A 20,074-nucleotide genomic window follows, 5' to 3' on the forward strand; every position below is an offset into this window, starting at 1 on the left:
TCATGACGGATAATCCAAATAAAAAATCGCTGTGGGATAAAATTCACATCGACCCAGCCATGCTGCTGATCCTGCTGGCCCTGCTGGTTTACAGCGCCCTGGTTATCTGGAGCGCCAGCGGCCAGGACATCGGCATGATGGAACGCAAGATCGGCCAGATCGCGATGGGTCTGGTCATTATGGTGGTAATGGCGCAGATCCCGCCGCGCGTCTATGAAGGCTGGGCGCCCTATCTCTACATCTTCTGTATTATTTTGCTGGTGGCGGTAGATGCGTTCGGTGCCATCTCAAAAGGGGCACAGCGCTGGCTGGATCTGGGCGTTGTTCGTTTCCAGCCCTCGGAGATTGCCAAAATCGCAGTCCCGCTGATGGTGGCGCGCTTTATCAACCGCGACGTCTGTCCGCCGTCGCTGAAAAATACCGCTATCGCCCTGGTGCTGATATTCCTGCCGACACTGCTGGTTGCGGCGCAGCCTGACCTCGGCACCTCGATCCTTATCGCCCTCTCCGGCCTGTTTGTCCTGTTCCTGTCGGGCTTAAGCTGGCGTCTGATTGGTATCGCGGTGGTGCTGGTTGCAGCGTTTATCCCTATCCTGTGGTTCTTCCTGATGCATGACTACCAGCGCCAGCGCGTCATGATGCTTCTCGATCCGGAAACCGATCCGCTCGGTGCGGGCTATCATATTATTCAGTCCAAGATTGCGATTGGCTCCGGCGGCCTGCGCGGTAAAGGCTGGCTGCACGGTACCCAGTCGCAGCTGGAGTTTTTACCGGAGCGCCACACCGACTTTATCTTTGCGGTACTGGCGGAAGAGCTGGGACTGGTTGGCATCCTGATCCTGCTGGCGCTCTATGTGCTGCTCATCATGCGAGGTTTGTGGATTGCGGCCCGCGCGCAGACCACCTTCGGCCGCGTCATGGCAGGCGGACTGATGTTGATTTTATTCGTTTATGTCTTCGTAAATATTGGTATGGTGAGTGGTATTCTGCCGGTGGTAGGCGTACCGCTGCCGCTGGTGAGTTACGGAGGCTCGGCACTGATCGTGTTGATGGCCGGGTTTGGTATCGTGATGTCGATCCACACCCACAGAAAAATGTTGTCAAAAAGCGTATAAAAATAAGGGGATCGGAATGCGTAAGCAGTGGCTGGGTATCTGCATTGCGGCAAGTTTACTTGCGGCCTGTACAAGTGATGATGGTCAGCAACAGGCAACCGTCGCGCCGCCGCAGCCTGCGGTGTGTAATGGCCCAATCGTTGAAATTAGCGGTGCCGATCCCGTTTATGAACCGCTGAATGCCAGCGCGAATCAGGATTACGAGCGCGACGGCAAAAGCTACAAAATTGTGCAGGATCCGTCCCGCTTTAGCCAGGCTGGCTTTGCCGCCATTTATGATGCTGAGCCGGGCAGTAACCTGACGGCATCGGGTGAAACATTTGACCCAATGCAGCTGACTGCGGCGCACCCGACGCTACCTATCCCTAGCTACGCCCGTATCACCAACCTGGCGAACGGCCGTATGATCGTCGTGCGTATTAACGACCGCGGCCCGTACGGTAATGACCGGGTGATTTCCCTGTCCCGCGCGTCTGCCGATCGCCTGAATACCTCGAACAACACCAAAGTTCGCATTGACCCAATTATCGTGGCGCAGGATGGTTCGCTCTCCGGGCCGGGAACCGCGTGTACCACGGTGGCGAAACAGACCTATGCCCTCCCCGACCGCCCAAATCTGGACGGCGGCATGGGAAGCGTCTCCTCGCCGGCAGAGCCTTCTCAGCCGGCGGGAGAAATACGCCCGATCAGCAATGACACCCTGCAAAGCGATGATGCCACTGGCGCACCGGTAAAAAGCAGCGGCTTCCTTGGCGCACCAACGAACTTAGCCTCGGGCGTGCTGGAGAGCAGTGAGCCGACGCCAGCCCCTGTTGCCGCTCCCGTCGTGCAGCAGCCTGCCCCGGTAACGGCTCCGGTCACGACCCAGAGCGCAGCCGTTGCCGCTCCCGCAGCAGCCAGCGGCGGCTTTGTCGTCCAGGTGGGCGCAGTGAGCGATCGGGCCCGTGCCCAGCAGTATCAGCAGCGTCTAAGCCAGCAGTTTGGCGTGCCTGGACGCGTTGAGCAAAACGGCGCGGTCTGGCGTATTCAGATGGGGCCGTTTGCCAGCAAGTCGCAGGCGGCATCCCTGCAGCAGCGTTTGCAGAGCGAGGCACAGCTGCAGTCCTTTATCGCTGTTACGAAGTAATTAATCGGCGGTATCCGAAATGTCAGTTTGTGTAAAACACATTCACAAACTCATGCTTAAAGTCGGATGCCTGCCTGAATAGCATTTGCTATAGTAAGGCACTTTTTTTAATTCCATCACGGATGTCGTAGTTCTGACCATGAAGACCACTTTTTCTGCTCGTTTTGTGCAGCGCATGGCGCTGACCACGGCCCTTTGCGCGGCTGCACTCTCTGCAGCTCATGCTGATGACCTGAATATCAAGACCATGATCCCTGGCGTTCCGCAAATCGACGCGGAATCCTACATCCTGATCGATTACAACTCTGGCAAAGTGCTGGCAGAACAGAATGCCGATGCCCGCCGTGACCCGGCCAGCCTGACTAAAATGATGACCAGCTACGTCATCGGCCAGGCAATGAAAGCCGGTAAGTTCAAAGAGACGGATCTGGTCACCATCGGCAACGATGCGTGGGCTACCGGGAACCCTGTTTTCAAAGGTTCCTCGCTGATGTTCCTGAAACCAGGAATGCAGGTTCCGGTTTCTCAGTTAATTCGTGGCATTAACCTGCAGTCCGGTAACGATGCCTGCGTGGCCATGGCCGATTTCGCCGCCGGTAGTCAGGATGCGTTCGTGGGCCTGATGAACAGCTACGTAAATGCCCTGGGTCTGAAGAACAGCCACTTCCAGACCGTACACGGTCTCGATGCAGACGGTCAGTACAGCTCCGCGCGTGATATGGCGCTGATTGGTCAGGCGCTGATCCGCGACGTACCTAACGAGTACTCTATCTACAAAGAGAAAGAGTTCACCTTCAACGGCATTCGTCAGACCAACCGTAACGGCCTGCTGTGGGATAACAGCCTGAACGTTGACGGCATCAAAACCGGCCACACCGACAAAGCCGGTTACAACCTGGTAGCCTCTGCCACTGAAGGCCAGATGCGCCTGATCTCTGCCGTGATGGGCGGTCGCACCTTTAAAGGTCGCGAAACCGAGAGTAAGAAGCTGCTGACCTGGGGCTTCCGTTTCTTCGAAACCGTGAACCCGCTGAAAGCAGGCAAAGAATTTGCTTCTGAACCCGTCTGGTTCGGCGATAACGATCGTGCTTCTCTGGGCGTGGATAAAGACCTCTACCTGACCATTCCACGCGGTCGTATGAAGGATCTGAAAGCAAGCTATGTGCTCAACACCACCGAACTGCATGCCCCGCTGCATAAAAACCAGGTGGTGGGTACCATCAACTTCCAGCTGGACGGTAAAACGATCGACCAGCGTCCACTCGTGGTATTGGAAGAAATTCCTGAAGGCAATTTCTTCGGCAAAATCATTGATTACATTAAACTGATGTTCCATCACTGGTTTGGCTAAAAATCGAACACTTGAAAGTGTGATTTTGATCCCCATATACTAAGTATCCTGATAACTCCCACCTGACGTGGGAGTTATTCTTTTTGACGTTACGCCGGAGCTGACATGAAAACCAAACTTAACGAACTGCTTGAATTCCCTACCCCGTTTACCTACAAAGTAATGGGTCTGGCGAAACCTGAGCTGGTTGATCAGGTGGTTGAAGTGGTACAGCGCCATGCGCCGGGTGACTACTCTCCGTCAGTAAAACCAAGCAGCAAGGGCAACTACCACTCGGTTTCTATTACCATCACTGCCACACATATCGAGCAGGTTGAGACGCTGTACGAAGAGCTCGGCAATATCGAAATCGTTCGTATGGTGCTGTAGTCCCTTTGCGGTTACCCGGTTTACCGGGTAACCCCTCTTCCCCGCTGTGATATACTCCCCCTCATCTTTTGTTTCTCGTCTTCGGAGACGCGTTTTGTATCAGGATAAAATTCTGGTCCGTCATCTCGGGCTGCAACCTTATGAGCCTGTCTCTCAGGCTATGCACGAGTTCACCGATTCACGCGATGACACAACCCCTGATGAGATTTGGCTGGTCGAACATCTGCCGGTATTTACGCAGGGCCAGGCGGGAAAAGCGGAACACTTATTAATGACGGGCGATATCCCGGTGATCCAGAGCGATCGTGGCGGACAGGTGACTTACCACGGTCCGGGTCAGCAGGTCATGTACGTCCTGCTTAATCTGAAGCGCAGAAAGCTTGGCGTACGTGAGCTGGTGACGTTACTGGAACAGACCGTCGTCAACACGCTGGCGGAGTATGGGATTGACGCGCATCCGCGTGCCGATGCGCCGGGCGTCTACGTTGGCGAAATGAAGATCTGCTCTCTGGGGCTACGTATTCGTAAAGGTTGTTCCTTCCACGGTCTGGCATTGAATATTAATATGGATCTTACGCCTTTCCAGCGCATAAACCCCTGCGGCTACGCCGGCATGGAAATGACGCAAATGCGCCAGTGGGTCGATACCGCTACGCCAGAAAATATACGTCCCGTGCTTCTGAAGAATGTGTTAGCACTACTTAACAATCCCCCGCACGAATATATCCCTGCTTAATATATCATCCAGAATGGCTCGATAATTTGACGGGCCACTGTTTATTTACCGCTTTTACGCTTTACAATAATCCGCAGATTCTATATTTTCGAAGCGCCCGAATATTGCCCTTACATATTATTTAGCCTCCGGACAGCACGGCATACACAGGCTAAGTAACTTGAGTGATAATCACACAACTGTTTGTTTTTGATAAACAAGTGGAACAAAAGCAACACTTTACGAATCTCTACAAGCATAATAAATAAATTGAACTATCATTCATGTTGTGAATGTATACGGAGTGAAAGCGTGGAGTATAATAATTTACCAGCCAAACGCCTGAATGACCCTGGTGGCGAAGATAAGCCGCAAATTTTTCGGACTTTACGTAATATTGATCTCAATTTACTGACTATTTTTGAGGCAGTATATGTCCATAAGGGTATCGTTAATGCTGCGAAAATTCTTAATCTCACGCCATCGGCAATAAGTCAGTCAATTCAAAAGCTACGGGCTATATTTCCCGACCCCTTATTTATCCGTAAGGGCCAGGGCGTCACGCCAACGGCCTATGCGACACATCTCCACGAATACATCAGCCAGGGGCTGGAGTCGATTCTGGGTGCGCTGGATTTAACCGGAAGCTATGACAAACAGAGAACCATCACCATCGGCTGCTCCCCTTCTGTCGGCGTGCTGGTGATGCCCGCGATCTTCCAGGCCGTGAAAGAGCATGCGCCTCAGCTTCTGCTTCGCAATGTGCCTCTTAACGAACCTGACGTTCAGCTTGCTCAGTTCCAGACGGACCTGGTCATCGATAGCGGCAGCTTTAGCGCCCGAGCGCTGGGGCAAAATGTGCTTTACGCCGATAACCTGGTGCTGGTTTGCCGCAGGCAGCACCCCGTCCTCAGCGAGCCGTTATCCATTGAAAACCTGCGCAACTACGACCACTCGTCTTTCATGACCGAAGGACAGTCTAACCACGCTCTGCGTCAGCGTATTGACGAAATTTTCCCGGAACGTCAGATCAGTTTCAGCAGTTACAATATGTTCACCACCGCATCCCTGATTGGCAGCAGCGATATGCTGTGCATCATGCCTTCACGCCTGTATAACCTGCTGCGGAAATGCTGGCCGCTGGAGAGTATTCCGCTTAGCCAGCTCAATGCAGAATCTATCGAGATTTCACTGCATTACAACAAGCTCAGCTTGCGCGATCCGGTACTGGAAAACGTCATCCACATTATCCGTCAGGCCTTCTGACAGAGCGTACCCGTACACGTCCCTGCCGCTCGCAGGGCAAAAGGCACAAAACAACAACTATTTTACAAATTGGCGACCTGGCAGGCTGCTTTAACGCCCCTATAAATGATATACTGCCTGTCGTTCGTTCAAAAATAGTTGATAAATACAACATTCCCTTGAATTGAAACGCTTTCCTTCGATATTCGCAACTGGAACACGCACGCTATGAGTAAACCCATTGTGATGGAACGCGGTGTTAAATACCGCGATGCCGATAAAATGGCCCTTATCCCGGTTAAAAACGTGGCTACAGAGCGCGAGGCGCTGTTAAGAAAACCGGAATGGATGAAAATCAAACTTCCGGCAGACTCTTCGCGTATCCAGGGGATCAAAGCGGCGATGCGTAAGAATGGCCTTCACTCTGTTTGTGAAGAAGCCTCTTGCCCGAACCTTGCTGAATGTTTCAATCACGGCACCGCGACGTTTATGATTCTGGGTGCCATCTGTACCCGCCGCTGCCCATTCTGCGACGTGGCGCATGGCCGCCCGGTGGCCCCCGATGCCAACGAGCCGCAAAAACTGGCGCAAACCATCGCCGACATGGCGCTGCGTTATGTGGTTATCACCTCCGTTGACCGCGACGATCTGCGTGATGGCGGGGCTCAGCACTTCGCTGACTGCATTACTGCCATTCGCGAAAAAAGCCCTAACATCAAAATCGAAACGCTGGTTCCTGACTTCCGCGGCCGTATGGACCGCGCGCTGGATATCCTGACCGCGACGCCGCCAGATGTGTTTAACCACAACCTGGAGAACGTTCCGCGTCTTTACCGTCAGGTGCGTCCGGGAGCCGACTATAACTGGTCTCTGAAGCTGCTGGAGCGCTTTAAAGAAGCACATCCGCATATCCCGACCAAGTCAGGTCTGATGGTTGGTCTGGGTGAAACCAATGACGAAATCATCGACGTCATGCGCGATCTGCGCCGCCACGGTGTGACCATGTTGACGCTCGGCCAGTATCTGCAGCCAAGCCGTCACCACCTGCCGGTACAGCGCTACGTGAGCCCGGATGAATTTGACGAGATGAAAGCCGAAGCGCTGGCGATGGGCTTTACCCACGCGGCTTGTGGTCCGTTTGTTCGTTCTTCTTACCATGCGGATATGCAGGCGAAAGGCGAAGAAGTCAAATAACACCGTAATATTCATTTACAGTAATGCAAAAAAACCGGCCTCATGAGCCGGTTTTTTTTCGCAAGCCCTCAGGCATTGCCGTTACTCTTTGTGGGAAAGCTTCTCTGCCGGGATGTCGTCAGCGCTTTTCTTCGCGGCTGCGTCATCGTCGTTCATCGCTTTCTTGAAGCCTTTAATGGCAGCCCCCAGGTCACCACCCAGCGTGCGTAACTTCTTGGTACCAAACAGCAGGACGACCAGTGCGGCAACCACCAGCAGTTTGGTAATACTAATCTCACCCATAGATACCTTCTTTACTTAAAACAGGCTGCATTCAGCGCCAAAACCCGATCGTATTAACGGTCATTTGGCGCGTGCACACAATAGCAATCTGTAACAAGGTGAATCAAGCATTGTTGAAAAAAACATCACAATAATTGCGGTGGCGCAAAGCGACGGTTGCGAAGAACAGGTAATTGCTGACGCGCAAGCGCAACTCTTTCTAAAATTATCTCCGCCATCAGCAGAACCGGCGCTTCCGCTGCGGCGGCAATCGTCACTCCCAGGGGATCAACCACCCTGCTCTGCCCGATGTTTTTATTGCCGCACTCCCCGGCGGCAACAACATAACAGGTCGTGTCCAGCGCGCGTGCCGCAAGCAGCGTAGCCCAGTGTTGCTCTTTTAGCGGCCCCTTAACCCATGCGGCAGGCAATACCAGCACCTCCGCCCCCTGCAGCGCCAGATGCACCGCCAGCTCCGGGAAACGCAGGTCATAGCAGGTCATCAACCCCACCTTAAACCCATCGATATCAATCAGCGGTGGGACGACATCTCCCGGATCAACGCGTCGCGACTCCTGGATGCTGAACGCATCATAGAGATGAAGCTTGGCGTAGCGCGCAACAATGGCACCGTCACGGATAGCCACCAGCGTATTCACTGCGCGACCCGGCGTTGAGGGAACGTGCACGGTTAATACGGTGGTCATCGTACTGCCTACGCTCTGGGCGAGCAGCTGTTGTAAAAATTCGCCGTCAAGGGCCTGTGCGGACTTCACGGACAAATCCGGGTCGTTATCATCCCTTGCCAGCAACGCCTCAGGAAGCACCAGCAGCGACGCGCCTTTCTGTCGGGCCTGTATCATCAGGTTAACGCACTGCACTGCGTTAACCCGCCAGTCAGGCGTGACCGCAAACTGCCCTACCGCAACATACATATTTGTCCCCTCATTATAAACAGCGTTAAACTCGCTACTCTTACACATCAAATAGCAGGTATTTAGCGTGTTACAACTCCTTTTAGCTGTTTTTATTGGTGGAGGCACGGGGAGCGTTGCGAGGTGGTTACTGAGTATGCGGTTTAATCCCCTGCACCAGGCGATTCCATTAGGAACGCTGGCCGCCAACCTGATTGGTGCTTTTATTATTGGTATGGGGCTGGCCTGGTTTAACCGGATGACGCACATCGATCCTATGTGGAAAGTCTTGATTACCACCGGCTTCTGCGGCGGTTTGACGACCTTTTCAACCTTTTCCGCGGAAACGGTTTTTCTCTTTCAGGAAGGTCGTATCGGCTGGGCGCTGGTGAATATCGCGATCAACATGATCGGATCTTTCGCGATGACGGGGATCGCATTTTGGCTTTTTTCCTCTGTAAGCACGCATTAACTGCCGGAGCGTTAATGTTGGCTTAATTTTTCTCTGTCACTCTGAAGGCAATACTGAACGAGGGTGACAAATGAAACAGAGTCTGATGAGCGCAGGCATGGTGTTGTTGAGCGTACTGATCGTGGCCAGCTTCCTGAAAATTTACCTGCTTGGCTGATTCATAACGAAAAAAACCCGCTCAATGAGCGGGTTTTGAAATTCTTGCTGACGCGTCTGAATTACAGAGCGATTACGTTAGCAGCAGAAGGGCCTTTGGCACCGTTAGTGATTTCGAACTCTACACGCTGACCTTCAGCCAGAGTTTTGAAACCATTAGACTGGATTGCAGAGAAGTGTACGAACACGTCTTTGCTGCCATCTTCAGGAGTAATGAAACCGAATCCTTTGGACTCATTAAACCACTTAACGTTACCTTTAATCTTAGACATCAAAATTACCTTTACATTAAAAAACGACACAAATGCTGTGTCGGTTACCAGTACATCAATTGTGGGACCTTTTGTCCAGCGGATCTTTGACAAAAAGTGACTAAAGTCGCGTTAATTTTCACTGACAGATTTTTATCGCTTACGAATCAACGGCTGCACGTTTTTTCACCACCAGGTAATGTTTTGTCAGTTAAAACTGAAAACGCATCCAGGCGAAGTAAACGTTACCGTTGTTATACGTTCCCGGAATGTAGGTCATCTGGAACGTTGCAGGGCCGTAACCAACAGAGGCCAGAGGCAGCAATACGGGGATCGGAATGTACTTCCAGTTGTCGCGCGCGGTCACCCCGGCGGTATAGCCCAGACCAACGTGGAAGTTCTCATCCGCCAGCGGGCGCCAGGTTTTTTCCCAGCCGTAGCCGCCAATCGGTTCCCACTTGTTAAAGGAGTCTTTGAAGGCCATCAGATAGATGCCATGCCAGTTTCCTTTTTCATCCCAGCGCGACTGACCAAAACCCGCTCCCCAGGGACGCTCGTTGTATTTATCCGTTTTCTCTTTGTCGTAAGCAAAGCGCGCATGCCACGTTATTGCCGGGACATAGAGATCATAATGTTCAGGCGCTGACCAGGTCTGCGAAACATTATCCGTAAAAGTAGAGAACCAACCTTTATCCGTCGCGTTGTTCTCTGCCTGTGCAACAGAAGAAAACGTTAACTGGCCAATAATAAACAATAAAATAGAGAAAAAAGTATTACGTACAATCACAATGCAATTACCATTCTTGATATTCGAGGCAAAGTTTAACATAGAATAATTGAACCAAGCCTTAACGGCATCACCCCTACTCTTAAATATCAGGGCGCTTTTCGGGAATATTCTTAAAGCGGCGTTCTGCTTAACCCGAATAAACCCACATCATGTACGCCTAATGTCTGTTAACCGTCTCCAGTACTAACAGGCCAGACCACACAAAATTTTAACATTTTGTTATCATTACATAGACATGTTACGCTGTCTTTGCCGGTCAAGATCCTTATGACATAAATGCCTTAGCCATGGCAAAAACGCTGTTAGGCTGTTCGTTAGTCGTCTGTTTATTGATTTTAATCAGCAAGGGCGGGCCATTAATTCGGCACATTTTCATCCTTCTTTTTTTATATTAATTTTTTATATCTCAGGGCAGAAAGACACAGGGGAAATCATGCTTACGTTTATCGAACTCCTAATTGGGGTCGTCGTCATTGTGGGTGTAGCTCGCTACATCATTAAAGGATACTCAGCCACGGGCGTTTTATTTGTCGGTGGTTTAACGCTGCTGATAATCAGCGCAGTAATGGGTCATCAGGTTTTACCTGCCAGCGCAGCCAGCACAGGCTACACCGCCACGGATATTGTTGAATATATTAAAATCCTGCTCATGAGCCGCGGTGGCGATCTGGGTATGATGATCATGATGCTGTGCGGTTTTGCAGCCTATATGACCCATATTGGCGCGAACGACATGGTTGTGAAGCTTGCCTCGAAACCCCTGCAGTACATTAACTCGCCGTATCTGTTGATGGTTGCCGCCTATTTCCTCGCCTGCCTGATGTCGCTGGCCGTTTCATCGGCAACCGGGCTTGGCGTACTGTTAATGGCCACGCTGTTCCCGGTGATGGTGAACGTGGGCATCAGCCGTGGGGCAGCGGCGGCAATTTGCGCCTCCCCGGCGGCCATTATTCTCTCCCCGACGTCAGGAGACGTTGTGCTGGCGGCGAAAGCAGCCGAAATGTCGCTTATCGACTTCGCCTTTAAAACCACGCTGCCGATCTCGATTGTCGCCATTGCGGGAATGGGTATCGCGCATTTCTTCTGGCAGCGCTATCTCGATAAGAAAGAGAACATCAGCCATGAAATGATGGATGTAAGCGAAATCACCACCACCGCGCCGGCGTTCTATGCCATTTTGCCGTTCACGCCGATTATCGGCGTGCTCATTTTTGACGGGAAATGGGGCCCGCAGCTGCACATTATTACTATTCTGGTTATCTGTATGCTGTTAGCCGCTGTGCTGGAGTTCGTGCGCGGTTTCAACACCCAAAAAGTCTTCTCCGGCCTTGAGGTCGCGTATCGCGGTATGGCAGATGCGTTTGCTGGCGTGGTGATGCTGTTGGTTGCAGCAGGTGTCTTTGCCCAGGGTCTGAGCACGATCGGCTTTATCCAGAGCCTGATCTCCATCGCCACCTCGTTTGGCTCGGCCAGTATTATCCTGATGCTGGTCCTGGTGGTACTGACCATGCTGGCGGCAATGACCACCGGTTCCGGGAATGCGCCATTTTACGCCTTCGTTGAGATGATCCCTAAGCTGGCTCACTCGTCCGGTATCAACCCGGCTTATCTTTCCATTCCCATGCTCCAGGCCTCAAACCTGGGTCGTACCATCTCGCCTGTCTCAGGCGTGGTGGTAGCGGTCGCCGGGATGGCCAAAATCTCGCCGTTTGAAGTGGTGAAACGCACGTCAGTGCCGGTGCTGGTTGGGCTAATCATCGTCATTATAGCTACCGAAGTGCTGGTTCCCGGCGCCGCCTAAGTGAAATTCCTGATTACCTAAAAGCGCCTGCGGGCGCTTTTTGTGCTTTAATAACCCACAAAAATGAATTGCGCACAACCAATCAGGAAATCACATGTTCAGGAAGGATATCGTTATCCCGTCTGGCGCAGTAGCGCTTGCACTCAGTCTCTTCTCAGCACAGGCCGAACCCCTCAAGGCCACGCAGTACGGCGATTTCGATCGCTACGTGCTGGCTTTATCCTGGCAAACGGGATTTTGTCAAAGCATGGTCGAGCGTAACCGCAATGAACCGGATGAATGTCGTCTGCAAAAAGAGCGCGACAATAAAACCGATTTTCTGACCGTTCACGGGCTATGGCCCGGCCTGCCGAAATCCATTGCCGCACGCGGCGTGGATGAACGTCGATGGATGCGATTTGGCTGCGCCACGCGCCCTATCCCGAACATGCCGGAAGTGAAGGCCAGCCGCAAATGCGCAGCAGCCGAAACCGGGCTGTCGCTTTCCGGCGCGGCTAAGCTGAACGAGGTCATGCCGGGTGCGGGTGGAAACTCCTGTCTGGAACGTTACGAATATGCCAAACATGGCGTCTGCTTTGGTTTTGATCCCGATGCCTATTTCGGCACCATGGTGAGAATGAATCAGGAAATGAAAAACAGCGCCGTCGGTCATTTCCTTGCGGAAAATTACGGTAAAACCGTCAGACGGAGTGATTTTGACAACGCCGTTGCCAAAAGCTGGGGCAAGGAAAATATCAAAGCCTTCAAGCTGACCTGCAACGGTAATCCGGCGTATCTGACCGAGATGCAAATTTCACTCAAAGCAGACACCATTAACGCCCCGCTTTCTGCGACATCCTTTGCTCCGCAGCCGCATCCAGGCAACTGCGGAAAACAATTTGTCATTGATAAGGCCGGTTACTGATCGCCCACCACCGGTCGCACCATGTCAAACCGGTGTTCGTCACTGATGCCATAGTAAGCCGTCGGCCCACCCGCACGCAGGATGGGCTGCGCTTTCGCCGTCTGGTATATCCCCTCTTCCAGCAGCGTTTCGGCAATATGGATCCCGACCACTTCTCCCAGCACCAGCCAGGTATCCACCGGCTTACCGTCGGCGCCGGTAAGCTGAATGCACTGAGACAGGCGGCACTCAAAGTTGACCGGGCTTTCCGCCACGCGGGGGGCGCTCACCAGCTTGCTTGCCGCAGGCGTTAATCCGGAAAAGGTAAATTCGTCCTGGTCGTGAGGCAGCATGGCAGAGGTCTGATTCATCGCTTCCGCAAGATCGCGCGTTGCCAGATTCCAGACAAACTCCTTTGTTTCAACAATATTACGCACGCTGTCCTTCCAGCCGTTGCTGGAAAAGCCAATGATCGGCGGGCGATAGTTAAAGCAGTTGAAGAAGCTATACGGCGCAAGGTTGAGCTGACCGGCCTGGTCGCAAGAGGAGATCCAGCCAATCGGACGGGGGCCGACAATGGCGTTCAGCGGGTCATGCGGCAGGCCATGCCCCTGAGACGGTTGGTAGAAGTACATAGCGCTCTCTCGTTGGTAAGGGCTGCGGCGAATGATGTTTCGCGCAGCGCCCGGGTTCAGAACATACAGCGTAACGCAATCCGCCAGGAATGAAGACTGAATAAATTTCAGTGAAAATTCATATGGCACATGAATGTGACCTTCATCACTTCAAACTTGCGCGTTCAGCCAGTATCATCGGGAGAGTTAAACCCTCGCTGCCAGACGGCGAGGGTTTTCTTTTGGATTGGTTTCTGCGTTAGACGCAGCATTAACGACATGGAGTAAAAAATGTCCAGACCTACAATCATCATCAACGAGCTCGACGCAGAACGTATCGACAGGCTGCTGGAAAAAGCAGAATTCGCCTCACTTCCGGTGGCCGATGCGCTGAATGAGGAACTCGACCGGGCGCAGATGTGCACGCCTGAGACGATGCCGCATAACGTGGTCACCATGAACAGCCAGGTGAAATTCCGCAACCTGACCACCGGTGAAGAGCTGACACGCACGCTGGTTTACCCGGCCCAGATGACCGACAGCAGCGCGCAACTTTCGGTTCTTGCGCCGGTGGGGGCCGCACTGCTGGGGCTGCGCACGGGCGATACCATCCACTGGGACTTGCCGGGCGGTGCCTCCACCCATCTGGAAGTGCTGGAGCTGCTCTACCAGCCAGAGGCCGCGGGCGATTACCTGCGTTAATGTCATTCTGAACAAACGCGACCCGCGTTGCACAGAGGATGCGCCTGCATCCTCTTTCCGAACATCTTCACCCGATTGCGCTACATCGCAGGACAGTAACTTGAGCGCCACCGACAAGTGACCTCATACCACGCCGCCCGGGAACGCATTTACCAGGCCCTTCACTTTTTGCTCAGCGGCCTCAGGCGTTTCCGCGCCGGGCACCAGAATCACCTTCCGGCACTCCTCCTCCCGTTTTTCGAAGATCTTATAGGCACGTTCCGCATCCGCCAGCGGGAGATAATGCGTCACAATCTCTTCCGGCGTCAGCAGCCCTTTTTCGATCAGCGGTAACAGTTCGCCCAGCCAGGCGTGGACGTGCGTCTGGCCCATCTTAAACGTCAGCCCTTTATCGAAGGCATCCCCAAACAGGAAGCCATGAATAAACCCGGCATACACGCCGGGTACGCTGACCACCCCGCCGCGCCGGACGGCAGCGATACACTGACGCAGCGCTTTGCCGCTGCTGCCCTCAATTTTAAGGTTGCTGAGGATCGTCTCCGTGGTGCTGCCCTTGGCTTCGAACCCGACGGCATCAATGACGGCATCGACACCCCGCTGCCCGGCGGTTTGCTCGATTATCTTTTCCGCCGCGTCGTTATCATCATCAAAATTGATGGGGATAGCACCGTAGCGCGCCTCGGCAAAACGCAGCCGATAGGGGTGATGGTCGATAACAAAAATCTGCTCAGCCCCTAACAGCCGTGCGCAGGCAATCGTCAACAACCCCACCGGACCGGCACCGAAAACGGCGACGCTGGAGCCTTTTTCAATCTGCGCATTTTTTGCCGCCTGCCAGGCGGTGGGTAAAATATCAGACAGAAACAGAGCCTTATCATCGGAGAGCAGCTGCGGCACCTTAAACGGTCCGACGTTGCCTTTCGGCACGCGCACATATTCCGCCTGCCCTCCCGGCACGCCGCCGTAGAGATGGCTATAGCCAAACAGCGCTGCCGGCGCGGGAATTTGCTTTTTGTTCAGCGTAGCGCCCTGCCCGGCATTGGTATTCTCACAGGCAGCGTACTGCTGCAGACGGCAAAAGAAGCAGTCACCGCAAGCGATGACAAAGGGGATCACCACGCGATCGCCTTTTTGCAGGTCCTTCACCTCTCGACCGCACTCGACGATCTCGCCCATAAATTCATGTCCAAAAATGTCGCCGTGCTGCACCTTTGGGATCTTTCCACGATAGAGATGCAGGTCGGAGCCGCAAATCGCCGTGGCCGTGACGCGCAGGATGATATCGTCGGGCTGTTCAATGATGGGATCGGGGACATTCTCAACGCGAACATGGTGCGGACCGTGGTACGTGAGTGCTTTCATGCGACCTCCGAAAGGTTTCAGGTAAGTTTATAAAGGGTAGCTACCCCTGAAAGTCTGCCGGGAAATACGCGCCTTTTGAGATTTATCCTGGCGAGAGAGGAAAAGTGCCGAAGCGCTTACAGAAACCATTCATATTTTGTGGTTGAATGTATCCAGCGTTTATAAACAAGGAGAAACGGTTATGTATAAGACAATCATTATGCCGGTTGATGTTTTCGAAATGGAACTGAGCGACAAAGCTGTTCGCCACGCGGAATTCCTCGCGCAGCAGGACGGAATTATTCATCTTTTACACGTATTACCGGGCTCTGCCAGCCTGAGCCTGCACCGCTTTGCCGCCGACGTGCGTCGCTTTGAGGAGCACTTACAGCACGAAGCCGAAACGCGGCTGCAGACCATGGTCGGGCATTTCAGCATCGACCCTTCCCGCATCAAAACCCACGTCCGGTTCGGTAGCGTGCGCGATGCCGTCAATGAACTGGCCGCGGAGCTGAATGCAGACGTGGTGGTGATCGGTTCACGTAATCCTTCCATTACCACACACCTGCTGGGGTCGAACGCCTCCAGCGTGATCCGCCACACCCATATTCCAGTGATGGTGGTCCGGTAAATACCAACAAAAAACCCCGCTTTCGCGGGGTTTTGTTTATCAGTACAGGTGACCAATATTGACGATGGTGCTGACGGTATCGCCGAAGAAGGTCAGGCGGCTGAGCACCACACCTACCAGCAGGAGCGCAAACACCGCTTTCTGCATCGGCTGGCGCTTCAGCGATAACGCGCCACCCACAACGCAGCACAGCAGGCTACCCAGATAGAGCGGCGAGCTTAACCAGGCGTGAGCGGTCATTTTCATGATGGTACCGCCGCTGAGCCACATCACCGGCGCGGCAATCAGCAGCGCCATCAGGGCGATAATCCCCTGGCGCAGCGCGGCGTTTGATCCTTTCAGCCCGAGCAGCGGCGTTGCGGCACAGCCCATCACCCAGACCGTCGCAAAGAACAGCATCATGGTGATGCCGTTGGCAATGGCCTGCATCGCCGGTGCTGCGTAGGTCATTCCCTGCACCACCACCAACAGGATCCCAAACAGGGACGCCAGCAGCGCTGCGCCTTTGTTTCCCTTACTCAGGAAGGCCAGTCCAATCATGGCGCCGTACAGGGTCGCGCCCAGAATTTCGCGGCTCAGCCAGGCATGTTTCAGGTTAATCAACGCGTTGTATGCGTGTTCCGGGTGCGCCAGATGCAGCACCGCGGCAATGGAGGCTACGCCCAGAATCAGCCCGGTAATCAGCCAGTGAAGGCGGGTGCCATGCACTTCACCACGGAGCGTGCGCCAGGTCAGGAGCAGCGTCATCCCGACGGACATCTGGCTCAGCACGGTAAAGATAACGAGCGGTAATTCATACTTTTCCATTATTTATCCCCCGGCTGTTTTGGCTGACGGGCCAGAATAAAGCGCGTACCCGGATTAAGCTGAGGCATCTTCGGGAAGCCCGGCGGATACTGCACGGCATTGTTCGGCAGCGGATCGGCATCCAGATCGATAATCGACAGGGCACCGACCGGACACGCGTTCACGCAGGCCGGGGCCATACCGATATCGAGACGTTCATAGCACATGCTGCACTTCTCCGCCTTTTGCGTCTCTTCATTGAAGCGCGGCGCGCCGTACGGGCAGTTACGGATGCAGTTTTTACAGCCGATACAGCGTTCAGGGTTATGGACCACCACGCCGTCATCACGTTTGGTATAGGCTTCCACCGGGCACGCCGCCAGACAGGCCGGGTTTTCACAGTGGTTACAGGCCAGCGAGAAAAACGCACGCTCCTCATGCGGATAAATTTCTTTATCCAGCGGATAGACATAGCGCCAGAAGCGATCCGGCTCAAGCTGGTTAAAGCTCTTGCAGGCCATGGCGCATCCGCGGCAGCCAATACATTTATCACTGTTCACTAAAAATGCGCGTCTCATGCGTCTGCTCCTTCATTCGCGATAAGGGCAATGTCGACAAACTGGCTGTGGATCGCCGCGCCAGGCGCGCCGGTTGCCATCTTGCCCATATCGGCTGGCGTATCTTTCACGACGTTCTGCACGTTGTACTTAAGCTTGTTAAACCAGGACTCATACATCACCAGGAAATCTTCCGGCACGTTGGTGGTGATCTTCGCCCGCAGCTCCACTTCGCCCACGTCGTTAAACACGCGGACTTTCGCCAGCTCGCGAATCCCCTTCTTGTGCGCGGCGGCTGGGTGGATATAGACAAACGGCTCCGGCCAGAAGACCTGCATCCAGTCGAGGTTGACGAACTGAGAGTGAAGGCCGTACTGCAAATGCGGAGTAAACAGATGGAACGGCAGCTTGCCCTCCGCGGCAGGCAGATACTCCGGCAGCGCTTTATGGCCGTTCTTTTCACACAGCTCGGAGAGGAACTCATACTTGCCCGATGGCGTTTTAAACTTGCGGTCGTGCCAGGCCGCCGAGCTGACCATTTTGGCTTTCACCGGCCCATCCAGCAGATCGTCCCAGGAGCGGATGCCGAACTGCTTCGCCATGCCCTCATTGAACTCAAGGTCGAGCCATTTTTTCTGGTCAATGTCCTGCGGGAAAGTACAGGAGCCCGGCTCCATTTTGTTAATGGTACGCGAGAGCAGCACGGCAATATCCAGATCGCTCTTGCACTCGTACATCGGTTTAATGGCCGGTTCATTCACCGAAAGCCAGTAATGCCAGTAAGACGACGACAGGTTCCAGTGCTCAAAGGTGGTGGTCACTGGCAACACAATATCGGCATGCTGCACCGTCTCGTTGAAGAACTGATCGACGCAGACCACCATCTCCAGCTTGCTGAAGGCTTTTTCCATTTTGTTGCGGTCAAAGTCCTGCGCGAACGGGTTCTTGCACGCCACCCACAGCATACGAATGGGCGGATCGTTGGCATCTAGAATGCTCTGCGCGGTCTGGTTCAGATTCAGCGCGCGGTCGGAATAGTGGCTCTTTTCGCCGCTGTCGCTGACGAACTCCCCTACCGGGCCGCTTTCTCCCACCACGCCAACAGATCCGACCGGTGGCTTCTGCGTCATCGCATGATAGTTGTAGCCCCAGGTCTGCAGATGGCCGTAGCGGGCACCGCCGCCTTCTACACCGATGTTGCCTGTCATGGCAACAAAAGCGTCAATGGCGCGCACGTTCGCCCCACCGTTGACGTGGCGCTGCATCCCGTAGCCGATCCAGACAGTGGCAGGTTTTACCGCGGTGAACTCTTCCGCCAGCTGGCGAATCACCTCTGCCGACAGGCCACAGATTTCAGATGCCCACTCCACGGTGATATTGCTGCGCAGATACTGTTCAAATTCCGGGAAGCCGTGCGCGAAGTTGTTCACAAACTCCTGGTCGACGCGGCCAATATCCAGCAGGTGCCGCGCCATTCCCAGCGCCAATGCGCCGTCCGATCCCGGGCGCACGCGCAGATACAAATCGGCTTTCGCGGCGGTTTGCGAGAACAGCGGATCAATGACCACCACTTTCGCCCCTTTCTCACGCGCCTGATAGATGTACTTCATGGTATGCATGGAGCACCAGGCCGGGTTTGCGCCCCAGATAATGATGTATTTGGCTTTCACCAGATCTTCCGGGTCGTTACACCACATGTCGCCCATGTCGTAGTGCTGGGCATCGATCCCTGCTGGCCAGCATGGCGTACCAGCGAACCGCGTGGTGTAACCGAGAGAAGACATCATCCCCTCCACGGCATAACTCATCACGCCCAGGTTGCCGGAGTATTTCGACAGCGCCAGGCCGAGCATAGACCCGTCTTTCTTTTTAATCTCCAGCATCTTGCTGGCAATGCGCTGCATGGCCTCATCCCAGGAGATGCGACGCCATTTACCGCTGCCGCGCCCATCCTGGATCATCGGGTATTTAATACGGTCCGGGGAGTAGACCCGGCGCGGGTAGGTCAGCCCTTTCACACACGGGGCACCGTGTGTAAACGTGGACTCGCTTGCCCCGTCAACGAAGGTGATGACGTCATCTTTGACCCAGGTTTTTAAGCTGCAGGTGTCGTAGCAGTTACGCGGGCAAGCGTTACGGAAAATTTTGTAGGTTTTTGGGTTAAACGGAATGGGGGGCTGTGCCATGGCACATCGGGATGATAATAGTCCGCCGGGTAATGCGGCAACGGTACCCAGCGCAATCAGCCCTTTTAAAAAGGAGCGCCGGTTTAGCTGCCCTTTATCAATACTCATAATATTACTCTCGTCTTTAATTCATCAAACCAATTAGTCATCTGCAACGCGAGACATTTAATTGCGGTTGTTTTCGCGCAATCCTTTATTTTTGCAATAAATGCGGGGAGCCATAATTCAAGATGCCCCTGCACAAAGCGGGCGAGTGCGTCATGATATTGCGGCGAATGTCTGGCATGCGCGGAGAGCATCACCACCAGCTCCATTTCATAGCTGACGTGATCGTCGGGAACGCTATTTTCCCCGGTCAAAAAAAGCCCGATGCTGCGCAGGAATTCGCGTACGCTCAGCGTTGTAGCGCCCATCAGCAGAGGCTCTTCGTCCAGATACACCGAGGCATAAGGCGGCGCCAATAGCGTTGCAGGGCCGACAAACAGGGCGTTGAAATCATACTCAACCTCTAACGCCTCATCCTGCTGCCAGGTTTCACTTTCCGGGAATAAAGGATGTAACGAAGCGCATCGCGATGCCATGTCCGCCGCGTTAAAGAAATCACGAAACATCAA

At 53.8% G+C, this 20,074-nt stretch carries 22 protein-coding genes; 12 read left to right on the forward strand and 10 right to left on the reverse strand.

Features of this window, described 5'->3' with window-relative positions; genetic code table 11:
* The first annotated feature begins 2 nt into the window (after nt 1–2).
* From mrdB to lipA, 7 genes are all read left to right on the forward strand, one after another.
* Complete coding sequence (gene mrdB, locus IM265_RS12720; protein ID WP_013097590.1) at nt 3–1,115, forward strand: peptidoglycan glycosyltransferase MrdB; 1,113 nt, start codon at nt 3–5, stop codon at nt 1,113–1,115.
* 16 nt (nt 1,116–1,131) lie between these two features.
* Nucleotides 1,132–2,241 (forward strand): endolytic peptidoglycan transglycosylase RlpA, encoded by a 1,110-nt coding sequence (rlpA, locus tag IM265_RS12725; RefSeq protein WP_028012337.1) that lies wholly within the window; start codon nt 1,132–1,134, stop codon nt 2,239–2,241.
* A gap of 139 nt (nt 2,242–2,380) precedes the next feature.
* Nucleotides 2,381–3,592: a D-alanyl-D-alanine carboxypeptidase DacA gene (gene dacA / locus IM265_RS12730; RefSeq protein ID WP_028012336.1), complete on the forward strand. Its 1,212-nt coding sequence runs from the start codon at nt 2,381–2,383 to the stop codon at nt 3,590–3,592.
* A gap of 105 nt (nt 3,593–3,697) precedes the next feature.
* Entirely contained in the window at nt 3,698–3,961 is a 264-nt protein-coding gene (gene ybeD, locus IM265_RS12735; protein ID WP_003858718.1) for a DUF493 family protein YbeD, read from the forward strand.
* Between the two features lie 94 nt (nt 3,962–4,055).
* On the forward strand, nt 4,056–4,697 hold the full coding sequence (gene lipB, locus IM265_RS12740; protein WP_028012335.1) for a lipoyl(octanoyl) transferase LipB: 642 nt from the start codon (nt 4,056–4,058) through the stop codon (nt 4,695–4,697).
* Between the two features lie 291 nt (nt 4,698–4,988).
* The gene (locus IM265_RS12745; protein ID WP_193031752.1) at nt 4,989–5,942 is read left to right on the forward strand and encodes a YbeF family transcriptional regulator; all 954 of its coding nucleotides are present in this window, start codon (nt 4,989–4,991) and stop codon (nt 5,940–5,942) included.
* Nucleotides 5,943–6,149: 207 nt separating this feature from the next.
* The gene (lipA, locus tag IM265_RS12750; RefSeq protein WP_028012333.1) at nt 6,150–7,115 is read left to right on the forward strand and encodes a lipoyl synthase; all 966 of its coding nucleotides are present in this window, start codon (nt 6,150–6,152) and stop codon (nt 7,113–7,115) included.
* An 81-nt stretch (nt 7,116–7,196) separates the two neighbouring features.
* Here the strand turns inward: lipA and tatE are convergent, their stop codons facing one another.
* Together tatE and IM265_RS12760 are read right to left on the reverse strand one after the other, a co-directional pair.
* Nucleotides 7,197–7,397 (reverse strand): twin-arginine translocase subunit TatE, encoded by a 201-nt coding sequence (gene tatE, locus IM265_RS12755; RefSeq protein WP_028012332.1) that lies wholly within the window; start codon nt 7,395–7,397, stop codon nt 7,197–7,199.
* Nucleotides 7,398–7,522: 125 nt separating this feature from the next.
* A complete protein-coding gene (locus tag IM265_RS12760) occupies nt 7,523–8,311 on the reverse strand; it encodes a deaminated glutathione amidase (protein WP_063154712.1) in 789 nt (262 codons plus the stop codon).
* A gap of 67 nt (nt 8,312–8,378) precedes the next feature.
* Between IM265_RS12760 and crcB the strand changes: the two genes are divergently transcribed.
* Nucleotides 8,379–8,762: a fluoride efflux transporter CrcB gene (crcB, locus tag IM265_RS12765; protein WP_041910922.1), complete on the forward strand. Its 384-nt coding sequence runs from the start codon at nt 8,379–8,381 to the stop codon at nt 8,760–8,762.
* A 218-nt stretch (nt 8,763–8,980) separates the two neighbouring features.
* Here the strand turns inward: crcB and cspE are convergent, their stop codons facing one another.
* Together cspE and pagP are read right to left on the reverse strand one after the other, a co-directional pair.
* Complete coding sequence (gene cspE, locus IM265_RS12770; protein WP_002439184.1) at nt 8,981–9,190, reverse strand: transcription antiterminator/RNA stability regulator CspE; 210 nt, start codon at nt 9,188–9,190, stop codon at nt 8,981–8,983.
* A 190-nt stretch (nt 9,191–9,380) separates the two neighbouring features.
* Entirely contained in the window at nt 9,381–9,998 is a 618-nt protein-coding gene (gene pagP, locus IM265_RS12775) for a lipid IV(A) palmitoyltransferase PagP (RefSeq protein WP_047363730.1), read from the reverse strand.
* A 394-nt stretch (nt 9,999–10,392) separates the two neighbouring features.
* Here pagP and dcuC point away from each other — a divergent pair, with 394 nt between their 5' ends.
* Both dcuC and rna read left to right on the forward strand, forming a co-directional pair.
* Nucleotides 10,393–11,760, forward strand: a complete 1,368-nt coding sequence (dcuC, locus tag IM265_RS12780) for an anaerobic C4-dicarboxylate transporter DcuC (protein WP_193031754.1) — start codon at nt 10,393–10,395, stop codon at nt 11,758–11,760.
* 94 nt (nt 11,761–11,854) lie between these two features.
* Nucleotides 11,855–12,664, forward strand: coding sequence for a ribonuclease I (rna, locus tag IM265_RS12785; RefSeq protein WP_193031756.1), 810 nt, complete (start codon nt 11,855–11,857; stop codon nt 12,662–12,664).
* Here the strand turns inward: rna and IM265_RS12790 are convergent.
* Nucleotides 12,658–13,278 (reverse strand): flavin reductase family protein, encoded by a 621-nt coding sequence (locus IM265_RS12790; protein ID WP_193031758.1) that lies wholly within the window; start codon nt 13,276–13,278, stop codon nt 12,658–12,660. The two genes, rna and IM265_RS12790, sit on opposite strands and share 7 nt — an antisense overlap.
* Before the next feature lie 270 nt (nt 13,279–13,548).
* Here IM265_RS12790 and rnk point away from each other — a divergent pair, with 270 nt between their 5' ends.
* The gene (rnk, locus tag IM265_RS12795; RefSeq protein ID WP_028012325.1) at nt 13,549–13,959 is read left to right on the forward strand and encodes a nucleoside diphosphate kinase regulator; all 411 of its coding nucleotides are present in this window, start codon (nt 13,549–13,551) and stop codon (nt 13,957–13,959) included.
* Nucleotides 13,960–14,082: 123 nt separating this feature from the next.
* Here the strand turns inward: rnk and IM265_RS12800 are convergent, their stop codons facing one another.
* Nucleotides 14,083–15,321, reverse strand: coding sequence for a zinc-dependent alcohol dehydrogenase (locus tag IM265_RS12800; RefSeq protein WP_193031761.1), 1,239 nt, complete (start codon nt 15,319–15,321; stop codon nt 14,083–14,085).
* Between the two features lie 181 nt (nt 15,322–15,502).
* Here IM265_RS12800 and uspG point away from each other — a divergent pair, with 181 nt between their 5' ends.
* A complete protein-coding gene (gene uspG, locus IM265_RS12805; protein ID WP_028012323.1) occupies nt 15,503–15,931 on the forward strand; it encodes a universal stress protein UspG in 429 nt (142 codons plus the stop codon).
* A 39-nt stretch (nt 15,932–15,970) separates the two neighbouring features.
* Here uspG and IM265_RS12810 read toward each other — a convergent pair whose 3' ends face one another.
* The 4 genes from IM265_RS12810 to IM265_RS12825 are packed head-to-tail and all read right to left on the reverse strand — an operon-like array spanning nt 15,971 to nt 20,071.
* A complete protein-coding gene (locus tag IM265_RS12810) occupies nt 15,971–16,738 on the reverse strand; it encodes a DmsC/YnfH family molybdoenzyme membrane anchor subunit (protein WP_041910926.1) in 768 nt (255 codons plus the stop codon).
* Nucleotides 16,738–17,295 (reverse strand): 4Fe-4S dicluster domain-containing protein, encoded by a 558-nt coding sequence (locus IM265_RS12815; protein ID WP_028012321.1) that lies wholly within the window; start codon nt 17,293–17,295, stop codon nt 16,738–16,740. Before IM265_RS12815 ends, IM265_RS12810 begins: the two co-directional genes overlap by 1 nt.
* Nucleotides 17,292–19,568 carry a molybdopterin-dependent oxidoreductase gene (locus IM265_RS12820; RefSeq protein WP_193031763.1) on the reverse strand — a complete coding sequence of 759 codons (2,277 nt, stop codon included), beginning with the start codon at nt 19,566–19,568 and terminating at the stop codon, nt 17,292–17,294. The genes IM265_RS12815 and IM265_RS12820 overlap by 4 nt, the downstream gene beginning before the upstream one ends.
* Entirely contained in the window at nt 19,565–20,071 is a 507-nt protein-coding gene (locus tag IM265_RS12825) for a molecular chaperone (protein ID WP_193031765.1), read from the reverse strand. The genes IM265_RS12820 and IM265_RS12825 overlap by 4 nt, the downstream gene beginning before the upstream one ends.
* Nucleotides 20,072–20,074: the final 3 nt, after the last annotated feature.

Source organism: Enterobacter cloacae complex sp. P17RS, assembly GCF_014895885.1.
GTDB classification, from domain to species: Bacteria; Pseudomonadota; Gammaproteobacteria; order Enterobacterales; family Enterobacteriaceae; genus Enterobacter; species Enterobacter bugandensis.

Coding starts and splice junctions, on each gene's coding strand:
- mrdB (WP_013097590.1), top strand. CDS start 3: ATGACGGATAATCCAAATAAAAAATCGCTGTGGGATAAAATTCACATC.
- rlpA (WP_028012337.1), top strand. CDS start 1,132: ATGCGTAAGCAGTGGCTGGGTATCTGCATTGCGGCAAGTTTACTTGCG.
- dacA (WP_028012336.1), top strand. CDS start 2,381: ATGAAGACCACTTTTTCTGCTCGTTTTGTGCAGCGCATGGCGCTGACC.
- ybeD (WP_003858718.1), top strand. CDS start 3,698: ATGAAAACCAAACTTAACGAACTGCTTGAATTCCCTACCCCGTTTACC.
- lipA (WP_028012333.1), top strand. CDS start 6,150: ATGAGTAAACCCATTGTGATGGAACGCGGTGTTAAATACCGCGATGCC.
- tatE (WP_028012332.1), bottom strand. CDS start 7,397: ATGGGTGAGATTAGTATTACCAAACTGCTGGTGGTTGCCGCACTGGTC.
- IM265_RS12760 (WP_063154712.1), bottom strand. CDS start 8,311: ATGTATGTTGCGGTAGGGCAGTTTGCGGTCACGCCTGACTGGCGGGTT.
- cspE (WP_002439184.1), bottom strand. CDS start 9,190: ATGTCTAAGATTAAAGGTAACGTTAAGTGGTTTAATGAGTCCAAAGGA.
- pagP (WP_047363730.1), bottom strand. CDS start 9,998: ATGTTAAACTTTGCCTCGAATATCAAGAATGGTAATTGCATTGTGATT.
- dcuC (WP_193031754.1), top strand. CDS start 10,393: ATGCTTACGTTTATCGAACTCCTAATTGGGGTCGTCGTCATTGTGGGT.
- rna (WP_193031756.1), top strand. CDS start 11,855: ATGTTCAGGAAGGATATCGTTATCCCGTCTGGCGCAGTAGCGCTTGCA.
- IM265_RS12790 (WP_193031758.1), bottom strand. CDS start 13,278: ATGTACTTCTACCAACCGTCTCAGGGGCATGGCCTGCCGCATGACCCG.
- rnk (WP_028012325.1), top strand. CDS start 13,549: ATGTCCAGACCTACAATCATCATCAACGAGCTCGACGCAGAACGTATC.
- IM265_RS12800 (WP_193031761.1), bottom strand. CDS start 15,321: ATGAAAGCACTCACGTACCACGGTCCGCACCATGTTCGCGTTGAGAAT.
- uspG (WP_028012323.1), top strand. CDS start 15,503: ATGTATAAGACAATCATTATGCCGGTTGATGTTTTCGAAATGGAACTG.
- IM265_RS12810 (WP_041910926.1), bottom strand. CDS start 16,738: ATGGAAAAGTATGAATTACCGCTCGTTATCTTTACCGTGCTGAGCCAG.
- IM265_RS12815 (WP_028012321.1), bottom strand. CDS start 17,295: ATGAGACGCGCATTTTTAGTGAACAGTGATAAATGTATTGGCTGCCGC.
- IM265_RS12820 (WP_193031763.1), bottom strand. CDS start 19,568: ATGAGTATTGATAAAGGGCAGCTAAACCGGCGCTCCTTTTTAAAAGGG.
- IM265_RS12825 (WP_193031765.1), bottom strand. CDS start 20,071: ATGTTTCGTGATTTCTTTAACGCGGCGGACATGGCATCGCGATGCGCT.